Source organism: Longimicrobiaceae bacterium, from assembly GCA_035696245.1.
Classification (GTDB): Bacteria; Gemmatimonadota; Gemmatimonadetes; order Longimicrobiales; family Longimicrobiaceae; genus DASRQW01.
The window spans coordinates 1-24,243 of record DASRQW010000460.1 but is presented as its reverse complement, the minus strand read 5'-3'; the positions used below and the strand labels follow the sequence as shown (position 1 = coordinate 24,243).

The following is a 24,243-nucleotide window of genomic DNA, read 5'->3' as shown; positions in this document are numbered from 1 at the left end:
CCCCCGCAAGCGGGAGAGGGGAGCTTGTTCCACGGTTTCCGCAGCCTCCGAGCGCGATCCGGCCTCGGTGCACGATCCGGGCTCCGCGCGGGAGCGCCGTTTGCCGTTGCGGCGAAGCAGCGTAACCGCGCATCGAAACGGCCGAGCGCAGGTGCATCGGCCACACGCGCGAACCCGCACCGCACCAGCTTCCATCCACCACAACCCTCACCACCCGCACTTTTGGTCTCCCCTCTCCCGCTTGCGGGGGAGGGGCCGGGGGAGGGGGCGCCCCCCAGCACGCCCCTCATCTCCAGAAACGCCCGTCCGTCCATCATCACCGGTTGTACTGCTCCCACTCGTTGCCGTAATAGCGGACGAGGACCTGGTTATTGAGGTGGTTCGCCTCGACTTGCGGGGGGCGCATGTCGGCGGGGAACTGGAAGAGGAGCGGAACGGTGGATGGCGTGAGGTAGCGCAGCCCGGCCGGCAAGGTGGACGGCGGCGCGTACTCGCCGCGGCCCGCGAGCACGAATCCCCACTCGCCGAACGACGGGACGTAGAGGTGATAGGGGAAGGTGTTCAGCCCGGCCTCGCGCAGCGTCTTCACGATGCTCCAGTACGCCGTGCGCGCGAAGAGCGGTGACGTGCTCTGCACCACCACCATGCCGTCACGGCTCACGTGCCGGCTGAGAAGCCGGTAGAACGCCGTCGTGTACAGCTTGCCGATGGCGTAGTTGTTGGGGTCGGGGAAGTCGACGACCACGAAGTCGTACAACTCGCCCGCGCGGTCCAGCCACACGAACGCGTCGGCGTTGACCACGTGGACGCGCCGGTCGGTGAGCGAATGATGGTTCAGGTCCGACAGCAGCTTGTGGGTGGAGAAGATGCGCGTCATCTCCGGGTCCAGGTCCACCAGCGTGACCTGCGCGACGCCGGGATACTTGAGGATCTCGCGCACCGCCAGCCCGTCGCCGCCGCCCAGCACCAGCACCCGCCGCGCGCCGGGCAGCGACGCCAGCCCAGGGTGCACCAGCGCCTCGTGGTACCGGTACTCGTCGCGCGACGAGAACTGGAGATGGCCGTTCAGCCAGAGCCGCAGGTCGTTCTTCCACGCGGTGAGCACGATGCGCTGATAGCGCGTGTCGCGGGCGAAGATCACCTCGTCGGCATACACGTTCTCCTCGGCCACCTTCGTGACCTTCTCCGCCACGGCCATCCCGGCCGCCAGCAGCACCATCGTGACCACGCAGGCGGCGCGGAGGCGAGGAAGGTTTCGCAGCGTGTCGCGGAAGAGGTACGTGGACCACAGCGCGACGGCGGCGTTGACCAGGCCGAAGAAGAGCGCCGTGCGGACAAGGCCGAGATGCGGGACGAGCAGCAGCGGGAAGAGCAGCGAGGCGCCCAGCGCGCCCAGGTAGTCGAACGTGAGGACGTTGGAGACCACCTCACTGAACTCGAAGCGGTCACGCAGGATGCGCATCAGCAGCGGGATTTCCAGGCCCACCAGCGTGCCGACCAGGATGACCTGCACGTACAGCAGGAGCTGGAACGCGTCCGTGTACGCGAACGCCAGGAAGAGCACCGCGGCGGAGAGGCCGCCCACGACGGCGACCATCAGCTCCACCGCCACGAACCGCGCCGTCAGCCCGCGCTTCACGAAGCGGCTGAGCCAGCTCCCGATGCCCATGGCGAACAGGTACGTGCCGATGACCGTGGAGAACTGCATCACGCTGTCGCCCAGCAGGTAGCTGGCGAGCGCGCCCGCCACCAGCTCGTACACCAGCCCGCACGCCGCCACCAGCAGCACCGTCAACAGCACCGCGATCTGCACTCGCGCCCTCTGCCTTCGATCCAGGGGAAAGATGAACGCCGGCCGGGAGAGCATCGCCCGCCCGGCCGTATGGAGAACCACGCTGCCACCGCACGCCGGTAGGGGCACCGGCGTGTGCCTCCGCCTCTCAGCCGCGATACCGCATCCGCCGAACATCCAGGCGCCGGAGGCGATGGCAGCCAGCGACGGCGGCGCGTCAGGCGATCATCGGTGCCGCGGGAGCACGGACGGACACGCAGGTCCGCACCCTACGCGGGGGCGGTGTGGATACGCGACCACCGGGCGGACGGAGCGGATGCGCGTCCATCTACCGATGAGAACCGCTCAGACGATGGCGGCGGCGATGACGATGGAGAGGCCGATGGCGATGCCGGCGGTGGCGACGCCCAGGGCGACGTTCTGCTTCACCATCAGCTCCTCCCACATGGAGCCGGGGGTGAGCTTGTCCACCAGCACGAAGCCGAGCACCAGGATCACGATGCCCAGCACGGCGTAGATGAGCGCCGCCAGCAGGTGGTTGAAGAAGTCTGGAGAGTTCACCGGTGTCTCACTTTCCGTGGAGGTAGCGGCCCGAGCCGTAGAAGTAGTGCGGGCGGTAGGCGCCGGGGTTGTTGCGCACCGAGCGGGGCACGTCCTTGGCCTCGGTGGTGGGCTCGGTGCCCCACCCCCGGTACTCCGTCCATCCCAGCGCGCCCAGGAGGCCGGCGGCGTACAGAACGTAGAGGATGCGTCTCATCAGTCGTCGTCGTCGTCGGAGCTGCTGGTCTTGGGGTGGTCGCTCTCGGCCCAGCGCGCCACCTCGAACGAGTACGGCCCCACCTCCGCGATGATCCACGGGATGGCGAGGAGGACGAAGACCACCAGGAAGGCGATCACGTCCGGCACGTCCCGCTTCACGGTCACGGTGTAGCCCATCGGCTGCTGGGCCTCCACGCCGATGCGCAGGAAGTAGCGCCCGGGCGGCACCTCGGGGATGGTCACCGACTCGTGCTCGCTGCCCTCGGACCACGACTCGCCCTCGTCCATGCCGTGGTAGTAGCTGACCTCGCGGCCCACCTCCTTGGCCGTGCCGTGCTCCGCGTCGATCAGCGCCAGGTCGAAGTAGCCCCAGCCGTTGTCCAGGTTGGTGCGAATCTCAACCTCCACGTTCGACGTGCGGCCGTCCAGCGTGAACTCGCTGCTCGCCACCGCGCCCCCCGCGGGCCCGCCCGGAATGTAGCCGAAGCGCTCCTCCGTGACCGTGCGGCCGGCCGAGGACACGCGCGCCAGGCAGCCGCCCACCAGCAGCAGGGCCGAGAGTACGAAGGCGGTGCGGATCCACCGCAGGCCAGCCTTCTTCGGGTTCGGCTGGTTGGCGAAGACGCCCTTGGGCTTCGGCGGCTCGCCCGGCAGGCCGAAGGCGCGCCAGACCGCATCTCCCGTAACGTACTCGCCCACCGACCACGTCTGCTCGCCGTCCGCGTCCTCGCGCGAGAGCATGCGGGGCGGGCTGACGTAGTCCATCCCCTCCACCTCGTCGCCCAGCCGCACCTGCCAGGGGAACTCGCCCAGCACGAAGCTGGTGCGCGACGTCGCCGTCTGGAAGTGCTTGAACGTCTCGCCTGCGTACGTCATCTCCAGCACGCCGCTCTTCTCCGGCACGCCGCGCAGCGGGGCCACGTCGCTCCAGTGGCCGTCGTACTCGGTGAGGTAGCGGTAGCCCTGCTCCGGGTTGCGCAGCAGGTACTCGCGCCAGGAGTAGTCGTGCCCTTCGGCCCGCATGGTTCGCTGCTGGAAGCCGATGACCTGCCACTTGTGCCCGTGCAGCGTACCGAACGTGCCGAGGGGGATGAGCGGCTTGACGCGTACTTTCCCCAGGTACTCCTGCAGGATGCGCGCGGCGCCGGACGTGGCATCCACCACGGTGCCGCACGACTCGCAGGCCACGTTCACCGTGTTGTCCGGGTCGCGCAGGGCGATGGCGCTGCCGCACTTGGGACAGTTGAAGCCGACCGTGCCCTGGACGCGCGTGACCTCGTCGTCCTCCGCCGCCAGGCCCGTGAGATGGAGGTCGTCCCAGCCCACCACCTCGCCGTCGTACAGCAGCGGCTGCTCGTCGCTGAAGTCGATGGTGGAGAAGCGGCCGTCCGGCGCGCGCAGGTCCACGAACACGGAATCCGAGCCGTCCCAGTATTCGAACGGCAGCTCGCCCTCGACCGCGACGTAGTGCGCCCGCGTGACGGTGCTCACCTGGTAGCGGCCGCCGTTGCGCTCCAGCTCGGTGCCGGCGCGAAGCTGGTCCGACGCAGGCAGCGGGCCGTGGTCCGGCACCAGGAACGACACCGCGTACTCCGCCTGCGCGTCCGACAGCCAGCCGCTGGCGCCGTCCGCGAAGCCCAGGTGCCACTCGCTCCACCGCCCGCGCTCGTACTCGTACACGATGCGGCCGACGACGGTGAACGCCCGGCCCCGGTAGCTTCCCCGCGCGCCGATCCGGATGCGCGAGGTGGACGGGGGCACCGTGCTCACCTCGCCCACGCGGCGCAGGTCGATGTCGGTGCGGACCAGGATGGAGCGGCAGTACGGGCAGGTGGTCTGCACCGCGCCCGGCCACAGGAACCGGATCTCGCCGCCGCAGTTGGGGCAGTTGGAGGTGGTCACGGTCACCGGCGCCTCACCCGGCTGCGGCGTAGCGGCGGTCCAGCGCGCGCACCGTCACGCGCGTGGCGCCGAACATCTCCGCCAGCCCCGCGGCGTAGTCCCACTCCGGCCGCGCGCGGCAGCAGAACAGGTTGAGGCACATCGACCCGTGCTCGGGGAAGGTGTGGCAGGCCAGGTGCGACTCCGCGAGCAGCCACAGCCCGGTGATGCCGCCGGGGCCGGGAAAGCGGTGCCATGCCGCTTCCGCCACCGGCCGCAGCGACAGGTCCGCCACCATCCGGTCGAAGAGCGACTTCAGGAGATGCAGGTCCGCGAGCGCCGCCGGGTCGCAGCCGTGCGCGTCCACCACCCACTCGCGCCCCTCGTCCGCGAGCAGCGCCGTGTTCGATTCGGGAGATGGGATGCCGGCCGTGCTGTCGCTGGGAAACGTCATGCGGGGAGATGCGGGGCGCGGGATGCGGCGTGGAGCCGCGAGGCGTGCGAGCCGGAAGATGGCCAGCCAGCGAGAGTGCCGGCGGAAGGAGCGAGGCCAATCCAGTCCGCGCGGTGATTCTATCCGGGCTGGCGTACGGTGTCCATCCCCTGCGAGTTTCCGCACGGCATCTGGAGGACGACGTCCCGCTCCTCATCCATCTGCCTTACGGCGAAGAAGAACGTTGCATCCGCCGCCCCGCGGCGTAAACTCTTGTTCGTGCGCGAAAGATCCTCTTCCGGACCGTCCAAAATACCGCCCACACCGATCCACAGCTTGGGATAGCCTGCCCGATAACCCGGCATCGCGCGGACGATCATCCACAGCGCACGGCACTTTTGATTGGAAGGAACGTCGGATGGGACGCAGACGCAAAGGCGGCAGCTCGGCCGCATCGGACGGCTGCCTCGGCTGCGCGGGATTGCTCTTCCTGGCCATGTTCGCCACGTGCCTGGGCTCCCTCTCCCACGCGCCCGACCCGCCCAGCTACCCCCGCGCGTCCACCGCCGCGACCGCATCCAACGCGCCCGCGGAATCCGCCGACAACCTGTACGTCCACTCCGAGGTCAACATCCGGGTGGCGCCGGACAGGTCCAGCAGCCTTGTCCGCACGCTGGGCCGCGGCGAAGCCGTACGCGTGGGGGCGAAGGACGCGCACGGCTGGGCGCCGGTCTACGACTATTCGGGCCGCGTAGAGGGCTACGTCTACCGCCCCAGCGACAACATCCGCACCTACGCACCCCGCGCCCGCACCACCCGCCGCGCTCCCGAGCCACCTCGCGCGTCCGAGTCCGACCACGCGGGCGCAACCGCGCGCTGCCGCGACGGCTGGCTCTCCTACAGCGCGCACCGCCGCGGCACCTGCTCCCACCACGGCGGCGTGGCGGTCTGGTTCTGACCTCGCGCCTGCGCCGCTGAAGACTGGTAATTGTGCGTCGGAGTTGAGCGGTGTAGTGGAACTGCGGCTGACTTTGGACTCCCTCGCCCTATTCAAACGTCCGCACCATAGACGAGTTAACCTTAGCCACGCCTGTCACCGATATTGCCCCGCAGACGCGCGGAGCCCCCGGCACCGAACACAGGTGCCAGGGGCTACCTCAACGACGATGTAATACCAATACAGGCGATCAACTGTGCATTGTGCGGTTTGTCTACGAGCGTTCGCACCGTCTTGCTCCGAAGAATGCACAGTCATTCAACCGGATTGGTATAACTGGTCATCCAGCGTTTTGAATGGTGCAGTTTCCACCACGGATCGTACGGTCGCCAGATCCCGCGGCCCCGCCGTTACGCCCCCGTACGTTCCCGGTTCCGAAGCCTCCCCCGCTCACGAAACACTCCCGGAGCCGCCATTCCGACCCGTCCCGCTGCGGTACGTCCCTGCTACCAGTGCCAAAGCCCCACCGTTTCGCCCAACGCCGCTGCCCAGGTGTCCAGCGCGCGTGGTGCCTCCGCCGATGTCGCCGTTCGGACCGAAGCGTCTCCCTGCTCTTCCGTTCATGCCGCTCTCCCTTTCGAGTTCAACTTCGGTGACTAGTGACGGATAGAACCTGCCGCAGCGGCCAAGATGCTTCCGAAGAGCAGGATTGCGAGCAGCGTTGGGACGATTGCGGCCAGCACGCCACCCCAGAACACGCCCTGCGCAATAGTCCAGACGGTAACAGGCGGATTGACCTGGGGGACGGGGCGCTGGAAGAACGGCGCTCCGCAGTGAGGGCACTCATACGCCCGCACGCTTACATCTTGGTGGCAGTCCCCGCACAGACGCAGATTCGTGCCAGGCGCGGTCGTCGGAGCCGCAGAGGCCGACATCCTCGCTACAGGAGCACCTACTCCACAATGCGGACAGATCGCCGCGTTTGGATCAACCGTCCTACCGCACGATCTACAGGTTGCAGTCATCAGAGGTTGCTCTGGAAGTGGGGCGTCAGCCGGTTACGTCGATTGGGATTTTCGGCCTAGTTCAAACAGTTCGCCTGCCGGAGCCCTCGCGGCGGGTCCGTTCAGTCGGAGCAGGCAGAAATAGCTGAATGACTGCGGGGAAACGAACCGGCGACGAATGCCTGGCTACGGCGAATCATTCCCGATTACGACCCCGTTACCTCAATTTTGTATCGAAGTTAGGATACCGTCTTCGAAATATAGGTAGCCCCGCTCCCCGTACTCGCCATACACCCACTGCTCATGGACTCCGAAGGAGTACGTGCTGCGATTGATATCGTCCGGGGTGCCCCAGCCGGCGCGCGCCTGGGCAGCCGTCATCCCGATGTACACGCTCCCACAGGCGATGGCCGAAAGGACATTGTCGTCCCAGCTTGGGTGCCGTTTCACCACACGCTTGGCTGACGCGATTGATAGCTTGCACTTGGCGAGCGACTTAACCTCTGTAGCTCGGGCACCCTCGCTCCGCGTGGGGGTGGATTCCGCTACGTCTTCCATCCCTCCCGAGTGCGAACCGGAAGCAGCCGACGAAATGCCGGCAGTCGATGCGGTTGATGATGTGCTAGTAGTAGATGGCGTGGTCTCTCCACTTCCGGCTGCAAGAATGCAAAACAACGTGAGCGCAAATGCTGATGTCACATGCTTGTTCATGAGGAGATTCGTGTGAAGTGAACGGCGAGGATCGCAGCCGCGAAGCACGCTATGAGATCGGCGGGGTCAAAGGTTCCGGGAACTATTCCTAAGGCTTGTCCCAACTCGCCCCCAGCCCCCAGCACTACACCGAGTGAGACCCACACCCAACGTGCGCCGCTGGCGTTACGAGACCAAATAAGTCGCATGCAAGCGGTGAGGCCGTATACCCACATGGCATCGGGAACTGTGTAAAGAATGGGTCCGGACAGCACAGCACGAAACGGCATCGCGTGGTCACGCGCAACCTCTAACCAAGCCCCGGCTCCCGCGGCAGTGACCCACTGGTACGCGAGCAGCGTCCGAGTGCGAAAGAGAAGGTAGATCGCCGCGCCAACAATGACGGGCAACGCGACGTGCAGTGTCGCAGCTTCCCAACGCGCGAGCGTCGCGCGGGCACCACAAGATCTCAGTTGTGCCAAAGACATGAGTATGGAAGCCAGGCGTTCTCACGGCAGGACCTTGAGCACGTTCCTGTAGGGACGACAACCGCTACGCTCCCACTGATCAATAGAGCGGAAAAGCCGTTGCGTTAAGTTTGTCGGGCTCACCGGCGACGATTCCCGAGGTGACTGCTACAGCCTCGTAGGATGCAGAATCGGCGACACTGAGGTAACGCCACTTCCACGGCAAACGTGAGAAGTGTCCTTGTGAACTGCGGTGTTGGCCTGAGAGCGAACGGGTGAGACCCTATCCTGCGGCGTTGCACTTCTAACATTGCCCCTCCAGGATTCGAACCTGGACTAGAAGTTCCAAAGACTCCTGTGCTGCCATTACACCAAGGGGCACCGGCCGCATGGTCACGCGCGGGAACGCGCAGGTGCGGCGACGCGAAAACTAGAGGCGCTACCGCCGAGGGTCAACCTGCACCCACGGCTCGCGTTCCAGCGTGTGCGCCGTCCACGTCGTCATCCCCAGCTCGCGAAGGCGCTCCTCGGCGCTGCGCTGGTAGTAGCCTTCGGGGAAGATGCCGAAAACGGACGATCCGCTGCCGGCCAGCAGCGCCATCTCCGCGCGCTCGTCAAGCATGGCGCGGCGGGCATCGGCGACCAGCGGAATCTTCTCCTCCACCACGTGCTCGAAGTCGTTCTCCGCGGCCCGAGCGACCTTGCTCCAGTCCGCCAGGTCGTCGAGCGAGACGGAGGCGCCCTGCGGCACGTAGTCGCCGGCGCGCAGCTCGTCCATGCGGCGGAAGGCATCGGCGGTGGGCATGGCGACGCCGGGGTGCGCGACCAGCACGTCGCGTTGCGGCAGAGGCGGGAGCGCGAGCAGGCGCTCGCCGCGTCCCCACGCCAGCGCCAGCGGGGAGCCGCAGACGAAGAACGGCACGTCGCTGCCCAGCTCGGCCGCCATGTAGAGCAGCGCCTCGCGCGGAAACGGCTCGCCGTGCATGGCGTGCAGGGCGCGCAGCACGGCCGCCGCGTCGCTGCTGCCGCCGCCCAGCCCGGCGGCGGAGGGGATGCGCTTCGTCAGGTGGACGTCGACCGCGGGCTCGTCGCCCATCCAGCGGTGGAAGACGTGCACCGCGCGGACGGCCAGGTTCTCCTCCGGCGGCCCCATCTCCACCCCGCCGGTGGCATGCAGGCGCACGCCGGGCGCGCCGCGGCGCACCTCCACCGTGTCGGCCAGCGAGATGGCGCAGAACACCGTCTCCAGCTGGTGGAAACCGGTCGTCTCGCGCGCCAGGATGCGCAGGCGGAGGTTTACCTTGGCGGGCGCGTCGACCCGCGCCGCGTTAGGCACGCTTGGCCCTCTCCGCCGCGGCGGCGTGGTCGGCGGCCTCCACGGCCTCCTCCACCACCGTCTCGCTGTTCTTCATCTCCGACAGGTTCAGGCCCAGCCGCCAGATGTACCAGAAGCCGAGCGCCGTGACCGGCAGCCAGCCGGCGATGTGGAAGCCGATGGCGTACGAGACGATGCGGCTGTCGTCGATCTGCCACGGCGCCAGGGCGATCCGCGACGCCGCCTCGGAGACGCCGAAGAAGCCGGGAGACGACGGCACCGCGACGGCGATGGCGACGACCGCCTGGAGGAAGACGGCGCCCACGAAGCCCGGCGTGGTGATCCCGAACGCGTTGAGCGCCGCCAGGTACGAAAGCGAGAGGAAGAGCCACTGCGCCGCCGCCCACGCCAGCGCGCCGACCAGCCGCGCCGGGCTGCGCAGCACGCCCAGGCTGCCCACGAACGTGTGCAGCGAGTCCACGATGGGCCGCCGGAACGCCTCGGGGAGGAAGTTCGCCAGCCGTTCACCCGTCCGCACTGAAGCGACCGGGAAGATGGCGAGCAGGAAGAGCACGATGCCCAGCCCCCCCGCGAACGCGGCGACCGGCAGCGCAAGCGTGCGCGGGTCCGTCGTGCCCAGGTGCGCCGGGAACGACGGCGACGCCATGGCCGCGAAGAGCATGGCGACGATGATGAAGCCGTCGAACACGCGCTCCAGCACCAGCGACCCAAGGACCGTGCCGATGGGGATGCCGCTCAGCCGGTTGAGCGTGGCGACGCGCGCGAACTCGCCCAGGCGGGCCGGCAGCGCGTTGTTGAGCCCGAAGCCGACGGATACGGCTGCGTTGCGCGCTGCGAAGGTCGACTTCGTCTCCGGCGGCAGCAGCGACTTCCACCGCAGCGCGCGAAAGGCGAGGCCCAGCGTGGAAAGGAATGCCGCGAGGGCGAGGAGCGCGAGGTTGGCGTGCGTGACGTTGGTCCAGACCTGGTCCATGCTCACGCCGCGAAACGCCCACCACAGGCTCGCGACCGTGATCGCGAGCCCCACCACCGTCTTCAGATCTGGCTTCATTCCCTCACGAGGCTCGTTTAGCGTGTAATCCCAGCTCCACGAGGCCGAACAGCTCGTCGAGGGTGTCTCCCAGCGGGGCGCCCGGCCGCGCCGCCGCGCCCATCAGCGCGTCGATCCGCGCCCGCAGCGCCAGCGCCTCGCGCAGCGCCGCCTCCCCGTCGTACAGCAGCGCCTCGATAGGCACCACACCATCCTCGTCCGGCACAACCGGTATGACGGTGGATGTGCCCGCGTCCGCCGACTTTGAATCTCCCGAATCCGCCTGCTTCCCATCTCCCGAACCCGCATCTCCCGGCGCGGTTTCGGTGGATGCGTCTGCGGTCTTCGGGGGACGCGGGGCGGCGCCGGGGAGCGACGCGCGGAGGTCGGCGAGGGCGTCGCGGGCCTCCTCGGCGTTCTTGGACTTGCGGAGGCGCTTGGCGGCATCTTCCGCGGCGGACGCCGTCTGCGTGAGCCCGTACGTGCCGGCCAACTCGCGCACGCTCGTCGCCAGGTCAGCGAGCTGCGCGGTGATGCGGGCGAAGCGGCGCTTGGGTTTGGACGGAAGCTCGGCCACCAGCGACTCGGCGCGGTCCAGGAAGCCCGTGGCCTCGATGCGCAGGAAGCTGTCGACCTCCGCCGTGGCCGTCTCGGCATCCGCCGGCGCCACGGGGGCGAGCGGGGAGGAAAGGATGTGCGGCCCCGCGTCGGCGTAGAACAGCTCGCTCACGGGGATGACGCCCGCCTCGGTCTCCTCGTCGCCCGCGCCGCCGGTCTGCTCGCGCAGGTCGCGGAAGCGCTCCAGCTCGCCGGACGCCGTGGGCGCCTCGCCGCGCTCCAGCGCGAAGCCGGCGCCGTCCAGCGCGTCGCGCGCGGCCACCAGCAGGTCCAGGTATCCGCCGTCCACCGAGAGCGACCGCGCCAGCACCTCGTGCACGGCGTCCTCGATCCCCTCCAGCACCTCCAGCACCGGCGCCAGCGCGGGCATCCCGGCCACGCCACGCACCGGGCGCATGCGCCGCAGCACCGCGCGCAGCGGCTCGCGCGCCGTGGGTGCCTCCGCCAGCTCGGCCGTCACGCGGTCCAGCTCCGCCACCACGCCGGTGATCTCCCGCCGCACGAAAGCGAAGAGCTGGTCGCCCCCCGCCGCGACGGACGAGGGCCGCCGCTCGCCGTCCGCGTCCCCCCACAGCGCGGCGGCGTCGCGGGCGCGCGTCTGCTCCGCGTCGCCCCAGCGAGGGTGCGCGCGGACCAGGACGCGGATGTCGTCGATCGTCCGCACCGACCGCTGCCGCAGCTCCTCGCTCCACGCGAGCGGACCGTCGCGCAGGGCGCGCGCGCCGTCCTCCATCCGCTCCGCGACGAGCGCGATCCCGGATGCCCCGGCGATCTGCGCGCTGCCGCGGACGCCGCGCGCCAGGCGGAAGAACTGCGCCGCGTCGGGCGCGTCTCCCGGCTTGAGCAGGGCGTCCAGCTGGTCCAGGTACTCGCCCGCTTCCAGGGCGAAGTATTCGCTGAGCGGCTGCGGCATGGTTTCCTGTGGCGGGTTCAGGCGCGGGCGCGGCGGATTATGCGGGCTATGTCGCGCACCGCGCGCTCCATGCCCGTGAAGACGGCGCGGGAGATGACCGAGTGGCCGATGTTCAGCTCCTCGATCTCGGGGATGGCGGCCACAGGGGCCACGTTCTCGTACGTGAGGCCGTGCCCCGCGTGCACACCCAGGCCCAGCGAGCGCCCCAGCGCGGCGGCGCGGTGAAGGCGGCCCAGCTGCTCCGCCCGCTCCGGCCCGCGCGTGTTCGCGTACTCGCCCGTGTGCAGCTCGACGGCGTGTGCGCCGAGCCCGGCGGACGCGCGGATCGCCTCGGCGTCCGGGTCGATGAACAACGAGGTGCGGATGCCCGCCTCGCGCAGGCGGCGCGTGGCCTCGCCGATCCAGCCGCGCGCCTCGTCCGTCTCCAGCGACAGGCCGCCCTCGGTGGTGACCTCCTCGCGGCGCTCGGGCACAAGCGTGGCCTGCATCGGCTTCCACTCCACCGCCAGCGCCAGCACCTCCGACGCGGCGGCGAGCTCCAGGTTCACGCCGGTGCGCGACGTCTCCAGCAGCAGGCGCACGTCGCGGTCCTGCACGTGGCGCCGGTCCTCGCGCAGGTGCACGGTGATGCCGTCGGCACCGCCCATCTCCGCCAGCACCGCGGCGCGCACCGGGTCCGGCTCGTCGGTGCCGCGCGCCTGCCGCACGGTGGCCACGTGGTCGATGTTGATGTAGAGCCTCACGTCCCCTCCCCCAGCGCGTCCGCGATCCGCTCCGCCGCATCCGCGTCCAGCCCCGCGCGCAGCGCCAGCGCCAGGGCCTCGCGGCCGAGCAGGGAATATAGGCGCCGCTCGCCGCCGGACAACCGCGCCAGGTGAAGCCGCACCGTCGCGTCGTCCCCCCGTGCGACGGGACCCGTCAGCGCCGCCACCGGCCCGCGCTCCGCCACGTTCGCCACCGCGCCGGCGACGAGCGCTCCGAGTGCCGGCCGCGCATCTTCCTCCGGCACCCCCGCGCGCTCCATCAGCCGCTCCGCCAGCGCAAGCAGCGCGACGGCGTAGTTCGATGCGAAGACGGCCGCCGCGTGGTACGTCGGCTTCTCGCCGTGCGCGACGGAGAGCACCCGCCCGCCGCACGCGCGGACGATGCGCTCGGCCAGCGCCCGCGCCGGCCCCTCCGCCTCCACGCCGAAGCTCGCGCCCCGCAGCCGCTCCGCGCCCTCGACCGGGTGCGCGACCGCGGCCAGCGGATGCACGCCGCCGATGGACGCGCCCAGCGCCGCCAGCGGCTCCAGCACGTCCGCGCCCAGGCCGCCGCTGGTGTGGAGGGCCGGCAAACCGGCCAACTTTTCGGGAGATACGGAAGATGCGATGCCGGCCACGATCTCCGGGATCACCCGGTCCGGGACGGCGATCACGATGCCCGTCGTCCCCTCCGGCAGCTCTTTCGACGTGCCGAGGTAGCGCGCGACCGGCGCGTCCCCGTCGAACAGCGGGTGGGCCGGCGCCGCCTCGCGCGGGCCGGTGTACGCCAGCCCCGCCACAGCCCCCGCGCGATGCAGCGCGAGGCCGAGCGAGAGTCCCACTCGCCCGGCCCCGATGATCCAGAGACGGTCTCCCCGCTGCGAATCTTCCGTCAAGCGTGGCCCTCGTAGATGGCCGCCCCGCGCGTGCGCAGCCGCCCGATGGTGCTGGCGGGCAGGCGCGCGCGCAGCACGATCTCGCTGCCGCGGTCCTCGCGCGAAAGCACCTCGCCCTCGCGGTAGATCTCGGCCAGCAGCCCGCCCTGCGCGGACGACAGTGTGACGCGCACGTCGGGCCGCAGCGTCTGCACGCGCTCCAGCAGCAGCTGCCGCAGCGGCTCCATCCCGCCCTCCTCGAAGGTGGAGATGAAGATGGCCGGAGTCCCCTCGTACGAAGCCGAGCGGTCGCGCAGCGCCTTCTCCTCGTCGTGCGTGAGGCGGTCGATCTTGTTGAAGACGAGCACAGACGGGCGGTCGCGGAGGCCCAGGTCGGCCAGCACGCCCTCCACCACCTCCTTCTGCTCCTCCCAGCTCGCGTGCGACGCGTCGATCACGTGCAGCAGCAGGTCCGCCTCGCCCGCCTCCTCCAGCGTGGCGCGGAACGACGCGACCAGATGGTGCGGCAGCTTGCGGATGAAGCCCACCGTGTCCGTGAGCAGCACCTCGGACCCCTCGCCCACCTCGATGGCGCGGGTGGTGGGGTCGAGCGTGGCGAACAGCCGGTCTTCGACGAAGACGTCCGTGCCGCTGAACTTGCGCAGGATCGACGACTTGCCGGCGTTGGTGTAGCCCACCAGCGACGCGCGGAGCTGGCCCGTGCGGCCCTTGCGCTGCGTGGCCCGCTGCTGCGACACCCGCTCCAGCTCTTCCTTGAGCCGCGAGATGCGGTGGTCGATCATCCGCCGGTCCGTCTCCAGCTGCGTCTCGCCGGGTCCGCGCATGCCCACGCCGCCGCGCACGCGGGAAAGGTGCGTCCACATGCGCTTCAGGCGGGGGCGCGTGTACTGGAGCTGCGCCAGCTCCACCTGCGCCTTGGCCTCGCTGCTGCGGGCGCGCGTGGCGAAGATGTCCAGGATCAGCTCCGCGCGGTCCATCACCCGCGTGCCGATCGCTTCCTCCAGGTTGCGCCCCTGCGTGGGCGACAGCTCGTCGTCGAAAATGATGAGCGTGGCGCCCTCCACCTCCGCCAGCTGCTTCAGCTCCTCGGCCTTGCCCTCGCCGATGTACGTGGCGCGGTTGGGATGGTCGATGCGCTGCACCAGGCTTCCGCCCACTTCCACGCCCGCGGTGTCGGCCAGGCGCGCCAGCTCCTCCAGGTGCTCCTCGGTCACGTGCTGCGACTCGCTCTTGAGCGGCGCGCCCATCAGGATCGCCTTCTCCTTCGGCACGGCCAGCTCGATCAGCTTGTTACTGATGGTGTTTTCTCCGTTCGTGGCGTCGGGCGGCCGGACCGGCTGCCCTCTCTGCTGCCCTTCTCGTGGGCGGCGATAGTCTCACCCTATCGCCATTGGCGCACGATGTCCAGCAACTGCCGGTCCAGCGGCCGCGCCTCCCGCTACATCATGACGGAGAAGATTAGGGCACGTCGCGGGGCGGGATGGGGCGGCCGGCTTCGGTGGCGCGGCGGAGCCAGGCTTCCACGGCCTCCTCCGCACTCGCGAGGGCGGACTGGATCGTGTTGCCGTGCGCCATGCAGCCGGGCAGGCTCACGACGTTGGCAATATAGCCGCCGCCGTCCTCGCTCGGCTCCACCATCACTCCGTATCCCGCGACCACGTGCGGCATGATCTCTCTTTCACTGTCGGAAGCTGGCCTCAGGCGTACATCAAACGGCGGCCCTTGGGTTCGGGAATGGGATCGCCGAACTCGGTCGCGGTATCGATCCAGAGCTGAATGGCCTGCTGAGCGCTTGCCAGAGCAGCTTCCTACGTGTCTCCATGCACCATGCAGCCCGGCAGCTCAGGGACGTCGGCGATGTACGCATCGTCCTCCGTGCTCCAGTAGATGATTACCTCGTAACGATACATCAGTCCTCCAGGGACAAGTTGTAGCGAAGGATCAACGATCGGACCTGACGAACCTGATACGGCTTCACATGCTTGCCTTGAACGAGGACAAGCCGTTCCGTCACGTCGGCTCGTCTGAAGACATAGTGACTTCCTGACACCCGTTGAGTGAAGCCCATCCTGTTCAGCATCTGGCACAAGTCGCCAAAGCTGATGTTCGCTTCAGAGCCACCTGCCGACCTGGAGAAGAAGCTTCTGGTACTTTCCCATGAATATGCGAGCGAAGGAAGTGTAGTGAATCTAACTGCCGAGGAGGGAGGATTGCAGCAGGAACCAAATCACTACGAGAAACTCGCCCATCTTCCACTCAGCGTGGGGATGGGCGAGCTGAGACTCGGCGGCAGCGCGGTCGTCGATGCGCCGACGCCGGTCGATGTGAAAGCCGTTGTGATCCCGCCTGTCTCGTCTGCGGCCCCTCTGCCCTGTCTTGGCAGCCGTAGAAGCAGCAAGCCGGCTCCGGCCGACGCCGTCAGGCGACGCCGAGCTTCCCGCGCGTGCCTTCGCGAGGCGTCGAGAGCTCCTCGGGGGTCAGGTACTCGGCCAGATCCTCGGGCTCGTAGAAGGGCCGGATCTCGACCTCGCCCAACATGGGCCCGCGCTTCGCCCACGCGACCGCCTCGTCCATGTCCTTGACCTCCCAGATCGAGAAGCCGGCGATCAGCTCCTTGGTCTCGGCGAACGGGCCGTCGGTGATCGTGTGGTTGCGACCGTCAAACGCGATGCGCTTGGCCTGGGCGCTGTTCTTGAGGCCGGCCGCGGCCACCAGGACGCCGGCTTCGACCAGCTCCTCGGTGAACCGGTCCATCGCCTCGAACGCCTCATGCGTAGGGGGTACGCCCGGTTCGGCGGCGGCGGTAGCTTTCGCAAAGACCATAACTCGCATCGTCTGTCTCCTTGTTCGATGGTTTGAGCCGGACGTGTACCGTCTCATCAGGACGACGAACGAACGGGTCAGGAATCGACATTGTGCCGCAACTCGTGCTCAAACTTCAAACGGGTGGCAGGAACGCCCGCGTTTCAGGCCAGGGAATCCCGACGGCGCGAGGGCTTGGGGCGAAACCGCCGTAGCGTACGTCCGGGCCCAGTCGGCAAGCCGGCAAGCAGTGGCTTTCCGCCGGGATGCTAGCTCAGACCCGCATCGTACCGCCACCGTCCGGGCCGGCTACGATGTTGCAGGATGCTGCCCCACGCCAAGAGACCCACGGCCGGCAAATGTCGACAACGTATTATCGGCATCGGTGTCGTGGCCGCGAACCTCTGAGGAGGAAGCAGGGACTTACGACACCCGGTCACGAGTGCGCCACACTTTCGCCGGGTCCAATTCACGGACGCCTCAGTACCGCGGCAGCCGATTGTGAGATTGTGGCTATCGGCAGCAGGTCATTCAGCATCAAGCTTCTGCCGAATGAGTTCTGCAAGCTTTAGCGGAGTCAGGACGCGAACATCCAAATATCCAATTGTTGAAGGTAAGCCTGGAACATCTGTATTATCCATGCGCACAGGCAGAACTCTTTCTTTCTCTCCTTTCAATGCACGGCCCAAGGCGAACTGACGTTCGTGGCTCGGCCAAGCTTTCTCTGCATAGTGTTTTGAAACAAACATCACCACGAAATGACAGTCCTCGGAGTAGATCTTCCCGAGATGGTCAGCTAAGTCCTTTCCCCACAGGTTTGCCTCCTCGAACCCATCGTAGAATACCTCTATACCCGCGTTCTTTAGCTCCTGCGCGACATTTTCGACAAAAGGCCTATCTTCTCCGGCGAACGACAAGGCGACGTCGTACTGCCGCCGCGTCTCCTGGGCTTTTCCCGGCGTCGTTTAGGTAGGTCTGGGGACATGGAGATAGACCGCGCCGTTTTCGCCCCCCGTACAGGGAATCCCAAGGAGCCGAGGCCTTCCTTTATCTTTGTAAACTCTGCACGACGGCTGTGGACGTGAGTGCGCACCGCCTGTTCAAGAGAGGCATTAAACGTCCCAACCTGACCATTAACCCATGGCAACCACTGTTTCAACGCGGAGATATCCTGCTGAAATTCCGTTTTCGTCCCGACCACGTCTCTGCGAGAATCGTCGACTGGAAATCTCAGTTCGCCATTCTGAACCACCGCCCGAGGGTGACTCAGCGTAAAATGGTTCGGTCTGCAGCGAAAAAGAGTTTTATCTCCGGTGTATGGGACGTGATACGTCACCTCAATCCCGTCGACGTAGTGTGGGCCCGCCTCAAAGAAATACCGATTGGGGTCCCCGCTCACATCGATCTTGATCTCCTGCGACGACACTGAGATACCCAATTCGTCGAGTTCGAGCGGAGCGATCAGTAGCTCGGCGGCCACTGTCGCGGAGATATACTCGTCCGTTTGCGCGTCGAATTGTTTTTCTGGTATCGCTCGCACTTGATCGTTGACCTTCCCCAGTTGTGCGTCGAGCACGCGGCTAAGGTCATATTCCGAGAACAACACATCCCAATCTCTCTTTCGCATTCAGAACTCAGGGTTTTGGACGGTCTAATACAGCCTTACGCCTCAACGTTCCGGGTGCAGGGCGAGCGCGCAAGACCTGTCATCGGGAATCTCGCCGAAAGGCCCAAATCCCTGGTGCGATGGAGCGATGCGGGCCTTCATGAACTGCAACGATTCGTTGGGTAGAAAAACGGCACTTACGCTCCCCACCAAGCACCGCGGCCACCAGCATTCTCGATTCTAAACCACTGAACGTGACCGCACTGTTCACACACCAGTACACGCCACATAGCTCCCGAAATCTGCTTCCCGCCGACAAAATTATGATAGTCATACCCGTCGTTCATAGGAACTGCACGGTAATCGCCCTGCTTACAGAAGTCGCATCTCTGCGTCAGATCTGGGCCGAGAGCCCTTGCGTCACGGCGAATGAGATCAGCAACGTAGCGAGCGGCGCCCGCTGCCTCTTCGGCCGTTCGGAACCGTTCGGATGGCTCAACAGTGATCATTTTGTCGAGCAAGCGATTGATATGCTCGTACAGATTCCGCTTGTGCTTCTCCAGAAGATTCCAGCGAGGCGTCCGGTGCTGCTCACGGTCGAAGACGCGCCCACCGTTGAGCATCCAGTAGAGAACCTTGCCCAACGAGTAAACGTCGCTCCACGGCCTAACATCTTCGGCACGTCCATCAGCGAGCTCAGGCGCGATAAATAGACGCGCACCAACAGCCTCGTCAACGGCAGTCAAACGCTCACGCTCTCCGTCGTGCACGAAAGCAATGCCGAAGTCGCCGACCACTGGCGGACCGTCCTCAGCACGAAGCAGGACGTTCTCCGGCTTGATGTCGCGATGGACGATGGGGCCTCCGGATCTCAGGTGCGCTGCTGCCACGCCATCACAGATTTGCGCGAACAATTCGAGCGTCGCAGCGGGATCACTCTCCCATCGGCTTGGATCTCCTGAGGCGAGGCTTCCGCCAGCACAGTACTCCGTGACCATATACGGCTTCTCGCGCTTTCCCTCAATTCTGAGCGAGTAGTCGACGAGCGACAGCACGTTCGGATGGTTGAGCGCCATAACAGCTTGGATCTCCTGCTCAAATCGCTCAACCCTGTTGACGTTCTTCAGCCGCTTCAAGGCGAAGCGGGCGTCGGGATCCCCTTCTTTGTCTCGCACAAGGAATGTCTGCGCCTGGCCTCCCTCCCCAAGCGGACGATCGCTAACTACTTCCCAGCGTTCTCCGTACATGGCTTCTGACTTTCGAGCTTCAGTGTGGGTGAGTGAAAATACTCGGGTTCGCAGCGCAATAGTTGGCCGAAGGTAATCCGACTACTGACCGGAAAACTACACCTCCGCCAGGAGCTCGCCCATTTTCTCCCAGTCGGCGTAGGCGGAGGTGAGCTGGGATTCGGCGGCGGCGCGGTCGTCGGTGAGCTTCTTGGCGACGGAGAGGTCGGCGCCGGCGGCGTAGATGGCGGGGTCGCCCAGCTGCTCGTCGAGGGAGGCCATGCGCGCCTCCAGCTCGGCGATGCGCTTCTCCAGCTTCTCCATCTCCCGCTCGCGGCGGCGCTGCTCGTTCTTCGAGACGCCCGCGGCGGCCGGCTTCGCATCCGCAGAGGCGGAGCGGGCGGCGGAAGACTTCGCGGCCGTCGCCGCATCTCCCGAGGGCGAGGCGGAGCGCTCCTTGGCCTCCATCCACTCGTCGAACGTGCCGGCGAAGTCGTGGAACGCGCCGTTCTCGAACGACCACACGCGGGTGGCGGTGGCGGACAGGAACGCGCGGTCGTGCGAGATGAGGATCATGGTGCCGTCGAAGCCCTCCAGCGCCTCCTCCAGCACCTCGCGGCTCTCCAGGTCCAGGTGGTTCGTGGGCTCGTCCAGCAGCAGCAGGTTCACCTTCTGCAGCGTGATCTTGGCGAGCGCCACGCGCGCCTGCTCGCCGCCGGACAGCCCGCCCACCAGCGACTCGATGTCGTCGCCGCTGAAGAGGAAGCGCCCAAGGTGGCTGCGCAGCTCCGGCAGCGTGAGCTTGGGCGCCGCGGTGGCGACCTCCTCGCGTATCTTCTTCTTCGGGTCCAGGTGCGTGAAGTCCTGCCGGTAATACGCGCGGTGAACTCCCGTTCCCAGCGTCACGGAGCCGGTGCACGGCCCGGACTCGCCGGCCAGGATGCGCATCAGCGTGCTCTTGCCGCATCCGTTGGGCCCGATGACGGCGATGCGCTCCTCTCGCGACACCTCGGCGCTGAAGGGTGCGAAGAGCGTCCGCGGGCCGTACGCGCAGCTCACCTTGTCCACGCGCAGCACGGTGCCGCCGCTCCGCTGCGCCGCGCCGAAGCGCAGGCCCATCGCGCGGCCCTCGTCCGACACGCCGGCCACGCGGTCCAGGCGCGAGAGGAGGGTGCGGCGGCTCTTGGCCTGCTTCGTCTTCTGCCCCGCCAGGTTGCGGCGGATGAAGTCTTCGGTGCGGGCGATGTACGCCTGCTGCTTCTCGAAGGTCTTCTGCTGGAGCGTGCGCCGCTCCTCGCGCTGCGTGAGGAAGCTGTCGAAGTCGCCCGTGTAGGCGAACGCCGTGCCTTCCTCCAGGTGCAGCACGTGGTCCGCCAGCCGCTCCAGGAACACGCGGTCGTGGCTGACGACGAGGACGGTGCCGGGATACGACTTGAGGAAGCCCTCCAGCCACTCCGTGGAGGTGAGGTCCAGGTGGTTCGTGGGCTCGTCGAGAAGGAGCACGTCGGGCTCGGCGAGCAGCGTCTGCACCAGGCGCAGACGCCCCAGCTCGCCGCCGCTGAGCGCGCGAATGGGCTTCGCCCACGTATCCGCGGGGAAGCCCAGGCCCTCCAGCGTGGCGTCGGCGCGCGAGTGCATCTCGTACCCCCCGCGCCGCCCGAACTCCTCCAGGTGGTGGTCGTACGAGCGCATCAGCCGCTCCGCCTCGGGCGTGCCCTCGACTACGTGGGCGAGCGCCTCCGCCTCGGAGTGGATGCGGCGCTCCATCTCCACCAGAGCGGCGAAGGGCTCCAGCGCAGCCTCGGCCACCGTGGCCGTGCTCTCCTCGCCGCGGTTCTGCTTCAGCAGCGTGAAGCGGATGCCGGGATGGCGCCAGATCTCGCCTTCCGTCGGCTCGTCCTCGCCCGTCAACATCCGGAAAAGCGTCGTCTTGCCCACCCCGTTCCGGCCCACGATGCCCCATCGGTCGCCCTGCGCGACGGTGAACGACACGTCGCGCAGGACCCAGCGGTCGCCGAACTGCCTGCCCGCTCCCGTGAGCCGGACCAGCGTCATCGCGTGGCGCCGGACATGTACACGACGCCCGTCTTCCGGAACGGCACCTGGCGCGAGCCCAGGCCGGTGTGCACGTCCACGTGCCCCAGCGCGCGGTACTCGAAGCTGCCGTTGCGCAGCAGCGCGGACCCGGCGCCGCCCAGCAGCCCGTAGCTGAAGCTCACGGGGATCTGGATGTCGCGCGTCTGGAAGCCCTCGATGGTCCACTTCTCGTCGCTGGTGCCCTGCGCGAAGCGGGTCCAGGCCGAGTCGCCGGTGGCGTTCGGGTTCTTGAGGTACAGGTCGTAGGTCAGGTTCTCGGTGCGGAAGCCCAGGCTGTTGGGGTTGTGCACGCGCAGGTTCACCATCACCGTGCCGCCCTGGAGGCCGAAGCCGGCCAGGCTCAGGCCCTGGAGGTCGATGGTGGGCTGCTTGAGGCTGCCCGTGCAGGCCGACAGCGCGACGGCCGCGAGCACGGCCACCGAAGAGAGAGCACGCTTGACGTTCGTCATCCCAACCTCCCGTGTGAGTTCGTTCAAGTTCCTGCGTTGAGCGTGGGAGACTTCCGCCACGCCTCCCAGTCGCTTCCTTCCAGCACGCGCCACACGCCGCCGGGGGCCAGCATCAGCCCTCGCCCGCACCACTCCGCGACCAGATCGAGGTCGTGGCTGGAGAGGAGGACGGCGGCGCCGGCCGCGCGCCGGGCGTCCAGCTCCGCGATCAGCCGCCCGGCGGACGTGCGGTCCAGCCCGTTCAGTGCCTCGTCCAGCAGGATCACGCGCGGGCCGTGCAGCAGCGCCGCGATGATGGCCGTCTTGCGCCCCATGCCCTGCGAGAGCTCGCGGCAGAGCGTGCCTTCCGCACCCGCCAGGCCCAGCAGCGACAGCAGCCGCGCCGCCTCGCGCTCCGCGTCCGGCACGGCGATCCCGCGGGCCGCGGCGACGAACTGGAGCATCTCGCCGACGGTCAGCTCGCCGTACAGAAACGGTTGCTCCGGGACGAAACCCATACACCGCGCCGCGGCGGCTAGGTCCGAGAACGGGTCGGCCCCGCAGAGCCGCACCTCGCCCGCGTCGGGCAGGCGGTCGCCGGTCAGGCAGCCGAGAAGCGTGCTCTTCCCCGCCCCGTTGGACCCCAGCAGCGCGACCGCCTCGCCCACGCGAACCTCGAACGACACGTCGCGCAGCACGACGCCGCGCCGGTAGCCCTTTCGCACGCCGCGGACCACGAGCGGCGCGTCGCCGTTCACGCCCGCCCGCGGCGCGGCCTTTTCGGGAGATGCGGGGCCGGTCACGTGGGCAGATGCGGGGTTCGGCACGTCATCGATATCAGTCCAGGTAAGCCGTAACGTGCGCCGCACAGGCAGTCGGAAGATGCGCATCCGTCCACGTTTGAAGACACCCGGCCGAGCACGTCAGGAGACGCGGTGCCGCGGGCATCGCAGAACGCAGATCCGGGCACGTCTGTAAATGCCGGCCAAAGCATCTCGGCAGATGCGAAGCCAGGCATTGCGGAGAATGTACGGTCGAGCACTTCGGTAGATGCGCGGCCGGGCACTTCAGATGATGCGCGGCCAGGAACATCGGCAGATGCGCGGCTGAGCACTCCGGTAGATGCGCGGCCGGGCATCTCCGACGATGCGGGAGCGGGGATGCCGGGAGATGCGCTCATCTGCCCGCGGCGGCGAGGGAGGCGACGGCGGCGAGCGCGGCCGCGGCGGCGGATGCCACAGGCCACGCCCATCCGGGAGATGCGGGGACGAACGCCCCCCACGCCAGGCCAATGGGGATGACGAGGCCAAGCGATAGGCCGAAACCCAGCGCCCATCTCCCCACCAGCCGGTCCGCCGCGCGGATGCCCGACGCGCGGTCGATCCACCGCGGGCCGCCGCGCTCCACGCGCCCCAGCGCCACGACGGCGACCGCCTGCGACGCGAGCACCAGCGCGCCCGCGGCCACCACCCACGCCTGCACGGACGCGCTCTCCCCTGCGCGCAGCAGTGCGAGCACGCTGCCGATGGCGACCGGCCACACCGCGCGCCCGGCCCACCGGAAGCGGCGTCCGACCACCGCCGCATCCCGCGCCTGCACGGCACCAGCGCGCCGCGGCAGCACCCGCGCGAGCCCGCGGCCGATCACCAGCCCCGTCTCTCCGACGCCAGGCGCGGGCGCGAACGCCATCTCCTTCGCCCGCGGCGCGAACCGCGGCAGCGCCTCCGCGAACCGCTCCCGCGCCAGCGCCGCCAGCGCTGCGGCGAGCAGCACGACAAGCGGCACGCGCCACCACACCACATCCATCGACACGCTCGCGAACCGTCCCGCGATCACGCCAGTGAGCGCGGGAAGGATGGGCGCGTATACCAGCGGCGCGGCCGACGCCAGCTCCGGATCGAACCCGCCGATCGTGGCGCCGAGGGCGCTCTTCCGGCCGGGCGTCGCAAGCGTGCGGGCGGCACCGGCGTGCGTCCACAGCGACACGCCCCACGCCGAGCACGCTGACGCAAGCGCCACCGTCAAAGGCAGCCCGAGTCGTTCACCCGTCGCGACATACGGCACCATCAGCAGCGCCACGGCCCCGAGCGACAGCAGCGCGACCCGCACCGCCCGCACGGCGAAGCTCGCGTGCGGGGAGATGCCGAGGCGGCGCAGAAGCCCATCGTCCGCCGGGCAGAAGAGGATCGGGTACGCCCACAGCGCCGGCGCGACCGACGCGAGCAGCGCCAGCAGGATGCGCCCCTGCCCGTCCGCCACATCCGGTCGCGCCGCAGCCCCCGCACGCCACAGCCCGGCTACGACGAGCACCGCAGGAAGCAGCACCGCCACCCACGCACCGGCGCGCGGATGGCGGAACGCATCGGATGCACGCCGTGCGTCCAGCCGCAGCAGCAGCGCGACCTGGCTCACGACGCGGCAGCGGGGTGCTGGCGACTGAAGTCGCGGCAACGACTGCGCAAAGTCCCCCTGCGGGGACTAACCCGGAAAGCTCCCTCGCGACCGAGCCTGGAACGCGCACCGATGCACGAACAACCCTCTCCCACGCAGTTTGTGGGGGAGGGTAGCGAGCCTAAGCGAGCTGG

General features: G+C 68.1%; 22 protein-coding genes and 1 tRNA gene. 1 reads left to right on the top strand and 22 read right to left on the bottom strand.

Annotated features, from left to right (window positions below):
• Positions 1 to 316: 316 nt before the first annotated feature.
• The 6 genes from VFE05_20835 to VFE05_20810 all read right to left on the bottom strand — a co-directional run bounded on the left by VFE05_20835 (position 317) and on the right by VFE05_20810 (position 5,245).
• Positions 317 to 1,867, bottom strand: a complete 1,551-nt coding sequence (locus VFE05_20835; protein ID HET6232534.1) for a polyamine aminopropyltransferase — start codon at positions 1,865 to 1,867, stop codon at positions 317 to 319.
• A 270-nt stretch (positions 1,868 to 2,137) separates the two neighbouring features.
• A complete protein-coding gene (locus tag VFE05_20830; GenBank protein HET6232533.1) occupies positions 2,138 to 2,353 on the bottom strand; it encodes a DUF350 domain-containing protein in 216 nt (71 codons plus the stop codon).
• A 7-nt stretch (positions 2,354 to 2,360) separates the two neighbouring features.
• The gene (locus VFE05_20825) at positions 2,361 to 2,549 is read right to left on the bottom strand and encodes a hypothetical protein (protein HET6232532.1); all 189 of its coding nucleotides are present in this window, start codon (positions 2,547 to 2,549) and stop codon (positions 2,361 to 2,363) included.
• Positions 2,549 to 4,459 (bottom strand): DUF4178 domain-containing protein, encoded by a 1,911-nt coding sequence (locus tag VFE05_20820; GenBank protein HET6232531.1) that lies wholly within the window; start codon positions 4,457 to 4,459, stop codon positions 2,549 to 2,551. The genes VFE05_20825 and VFE05_20820 overlap by 1 nt, the downstream gene beginning before the upstream one ends.
• Before the next feature lie 7 nt (positions 4,460 to 4,466).
• Positions 4,467 to 4,886 (bottom strand): S-adenosylmethionine decarboxylase, encoded by a 420-nt coding sequence (locus VFE05_20815; GenBank protein ID HET6232530.1) that lies wholly within the window; start codon positions 4,884 to 4,886, stop codon positions 4,467 to 4,469.
• Positions 4,887 to 5,005: 119 nt separating this feature from the next.
• Positions 5,006 to 5,245 (bottom strand): hypothetical protein, encoded by a 240-nt coding sequence (locus VFE05_20810; protein ID HET6232529.1) that lies wholly within the window; start codon positions 5,243 to 5,245, stop codon positions 5,006 to 5,008.
• A 38-nt stretch (positions 5,246 to 5,283) separates the two neighbouring features.
• On the opposite strand from VFE05_20810, the gene VFE05_20805 reads away from it, so the two are divergent.
• Complete coding sequence (locus VFE05_20805) at positions 5,284 to 5,823, top strand: DUF3761 domain-containing protein (protein HET6232528.1); 540 nt, start codon at positions 5,284 to 5,286, stop codon at positions 5,821 to 5,823.
• A 2,450-nt stretch (positions 5,824 to 8,273) separates the two neighbouring features.
• On the opposite strand, the gene VFE05_20800 is transcribed toward VFE05_20805, so the two are convergent.
• The 16 genes from VFE05_20800 to VFE05_20725 all read right to left on the bottom strand — a co-directional run bounded on the left by VFE05_20800 (position 8,274) and on the right by VFE05_20725 (position 24,070).
• A tRNA-Gln gene (locus VFE05_20800) sits at positions 8,274 to 8,344 on the bottom strand.
• Between the two features lie 58 nt (positions 8,345 to 8,402).
• The gene (ispE, locus tag VFE05_20795; GenBank protein HET6232527.1) at positions 8,403 to 9,299 is read right to left on the bottom strand and encodes a 4-(cytidine 5'-diphospho)-2-C-methyl-D-erythritol kinase; all 897 of its coding nucleotides are present in this window, start codon (positions 9,297 to 9,299) and stop codon (positions 8,403 to 8,405) included.
• Positions 9,292 to 10,350 (bottom strand): lysylphosphatidylglycerol synthase transmembrane domain-containing protein, encoded by a 1,059-nt coding sequence (locus VFE05_20790; protein HET6232526.1) that lies wholly within the window; start codon positions 10,348 to 10,350, stop codon positions 9,292 to 9,294. The genes ispE and VFE05_20790 overlap by 8 nt, the downstream gene beginning before the upstream one ends.
• 4 nt (positions 10,351 to 10,354) lie before the next feature.
• Complete coding sequence (locus VFE05_20785) at positions 10,355 to 11,860, bottom strand: Hpt domain-containing protein (protein HET6232525.1); 1,506 nt, start codon at positions 11,858 to 11,860, stop codon at positions 10,355 to 10,357.
• 17 nt (positions 11,861 to 11,877) lie between these two features.
• Entirely contained in the window at positions 11,878 to 12,603 is a 726-nt protein-coding gene (locus VFE05_20780) for a pyridoxine 5'-phosphate synthase (GenBank protein ID HET6232524.1), read from the bottom strand.
• Positions 12,600 to 13,499 carry a Rossmann-like and DUF2520 domain-containing protein gene (locus tag VFE05_20775; protein ID HET6232523.1) on the bottom strand — a complete coding sequence of 300 codons (900 nt, stop codon included), beginning with the start codon at positions 13,497 to 13,499 and terminating at the stop codon, positions 12,600 to 12,602. The genes VFE05_20780 and VFE05_20775 overlap by 4 nt, the downstream gene beginning before the upstream one ends.
• Entirely contained in the window at positions 13,496 to 14,770 is a 1,275-nt protein-coding gene (gene hflX, locus VFE05_20770) for a GTPase HflX (protein ID HET6232522.1), read from the bottom strand. Before hflX ends, VFE05_20775 begins: the two co-directional genes overlap by 4 nt.
• 187 nt (positions 14,771 to 14,957) lie before the next feature.
• The gene (locus VFE05_20765; GenBank protein ID HET6232521.1) at positions 14,958 to 15,167 is read right to left on the bottom strand and encodes a type II toxin-antitoxin system HicB family antitoxin; all 210 of its coding nucleotides are present in this window, start codon (positions 15,165 to 15,167) and stop codon (positions 14,958 to 14,960) included.
• Between the two features lie 140 nt (positions 15,168 to 15,307).
• Positions 15,308 to 15,409 carry a type II toxin-antitoxin system HicB family antitoxin gene (locus VFE05_20760; GenBank protein ID HET6232520.1) on the bottom strand — a complete coding sequence of 34 codons (102 nt, stop codon included), beginning with the start codon at positions 15,407 to 15,409 and terminating at the stop codon, positions 15,308 to 15,310.
• 508 nt (positions 15,410 to 15,917) lie between these two features.
• Positions 15,918 to 16,331 (bottom strand): YciI family protein, encoded by a 414-nt coding sequence (locus tag VFE05_20755; protein HET6232519.1) that lies wholly within the window; start codon positions 16,329 to 16,331, stop codon positions 15,918 to 15,920.
• A gap of 497 nt (positions 16,332 to 16,828) precedes the next feature.
• Complete coding sequence (locus VFE05_20750) at positions 16,829 to 17,218, bottom strand: TIR domain-containing protein (protein ID HET6232518.1); 390 nt, start codon at positions 17,216 to 17,218, stop codon at positions 16,829 to 16,831.
• A gap of 886 nt (positions 17,219 to 18,104) precedes the next feature.
• Positions 18,105 to 19,154: a serine/threonine-protein kinase gene (locus tag VFE05_20745; GenBank protein ID HET6232517.1), complete on the bottom strand. Its 1,050-nt coding sequence runs from the start codon at positions 19,152 to 19,154 to the stop codon at positions 18,105 to 18,107.
• A 96-nt stretch (positions 19,155 to 19,250) separates the two neighbouring features.
• Entirely contained in the window at positions 19,251 to 21,188 is a 1,938-nt protein-coding gene (locus VFE05_20740) for an ABC-F family ATP-binding cassette domain-containing protein (GenBank protein HET6232516.1), read from the bottom strand.
• Positions 21,185 to 21,679, bottom strand: coding sequence for an LEA type 2 family protein (locus VFE05_20735; GenBank protein ID HET6232515.1), 495 nt, complete (start codon positions 21,677 to 21,679; stop codon positions 21,185 to 21,187). The genes VFE05_20740 and VFE05_20735 overlap by 4 nt, the downstream gene beginning before the upstream one ends.
• Positions 21,680 to 21,702: 23 nt before the next feature.
• Positions 21,703 to 22,485 carry an ABC transporter ATP-binding protein gene (locus VFE05_20730; protein ID HET6232514.1) on the bottom strand — a complete coding sequence of 261 codons (783 nt, stop codon included), beginning with the start codon at positions 22,483 to 22,485 and terminating at the stop codon, positions 21,703 to 21,705.
• Positions 22,486 to 22,834: 349 nt separating this feature from the next.
• Positions 22,835 to 24,070: a hypothetical protein gene (locus VFE05_20725; protein HET6232513.1), complete on the bottom strand. Its 1,236-nt coding sequence runs from the start codon at positions 24,068 to 24,070 to the stop codon at positions 22,835 to 22,837.
• Positions 24,071 to 24,243 lie beyond the last annotated feature (173 nt).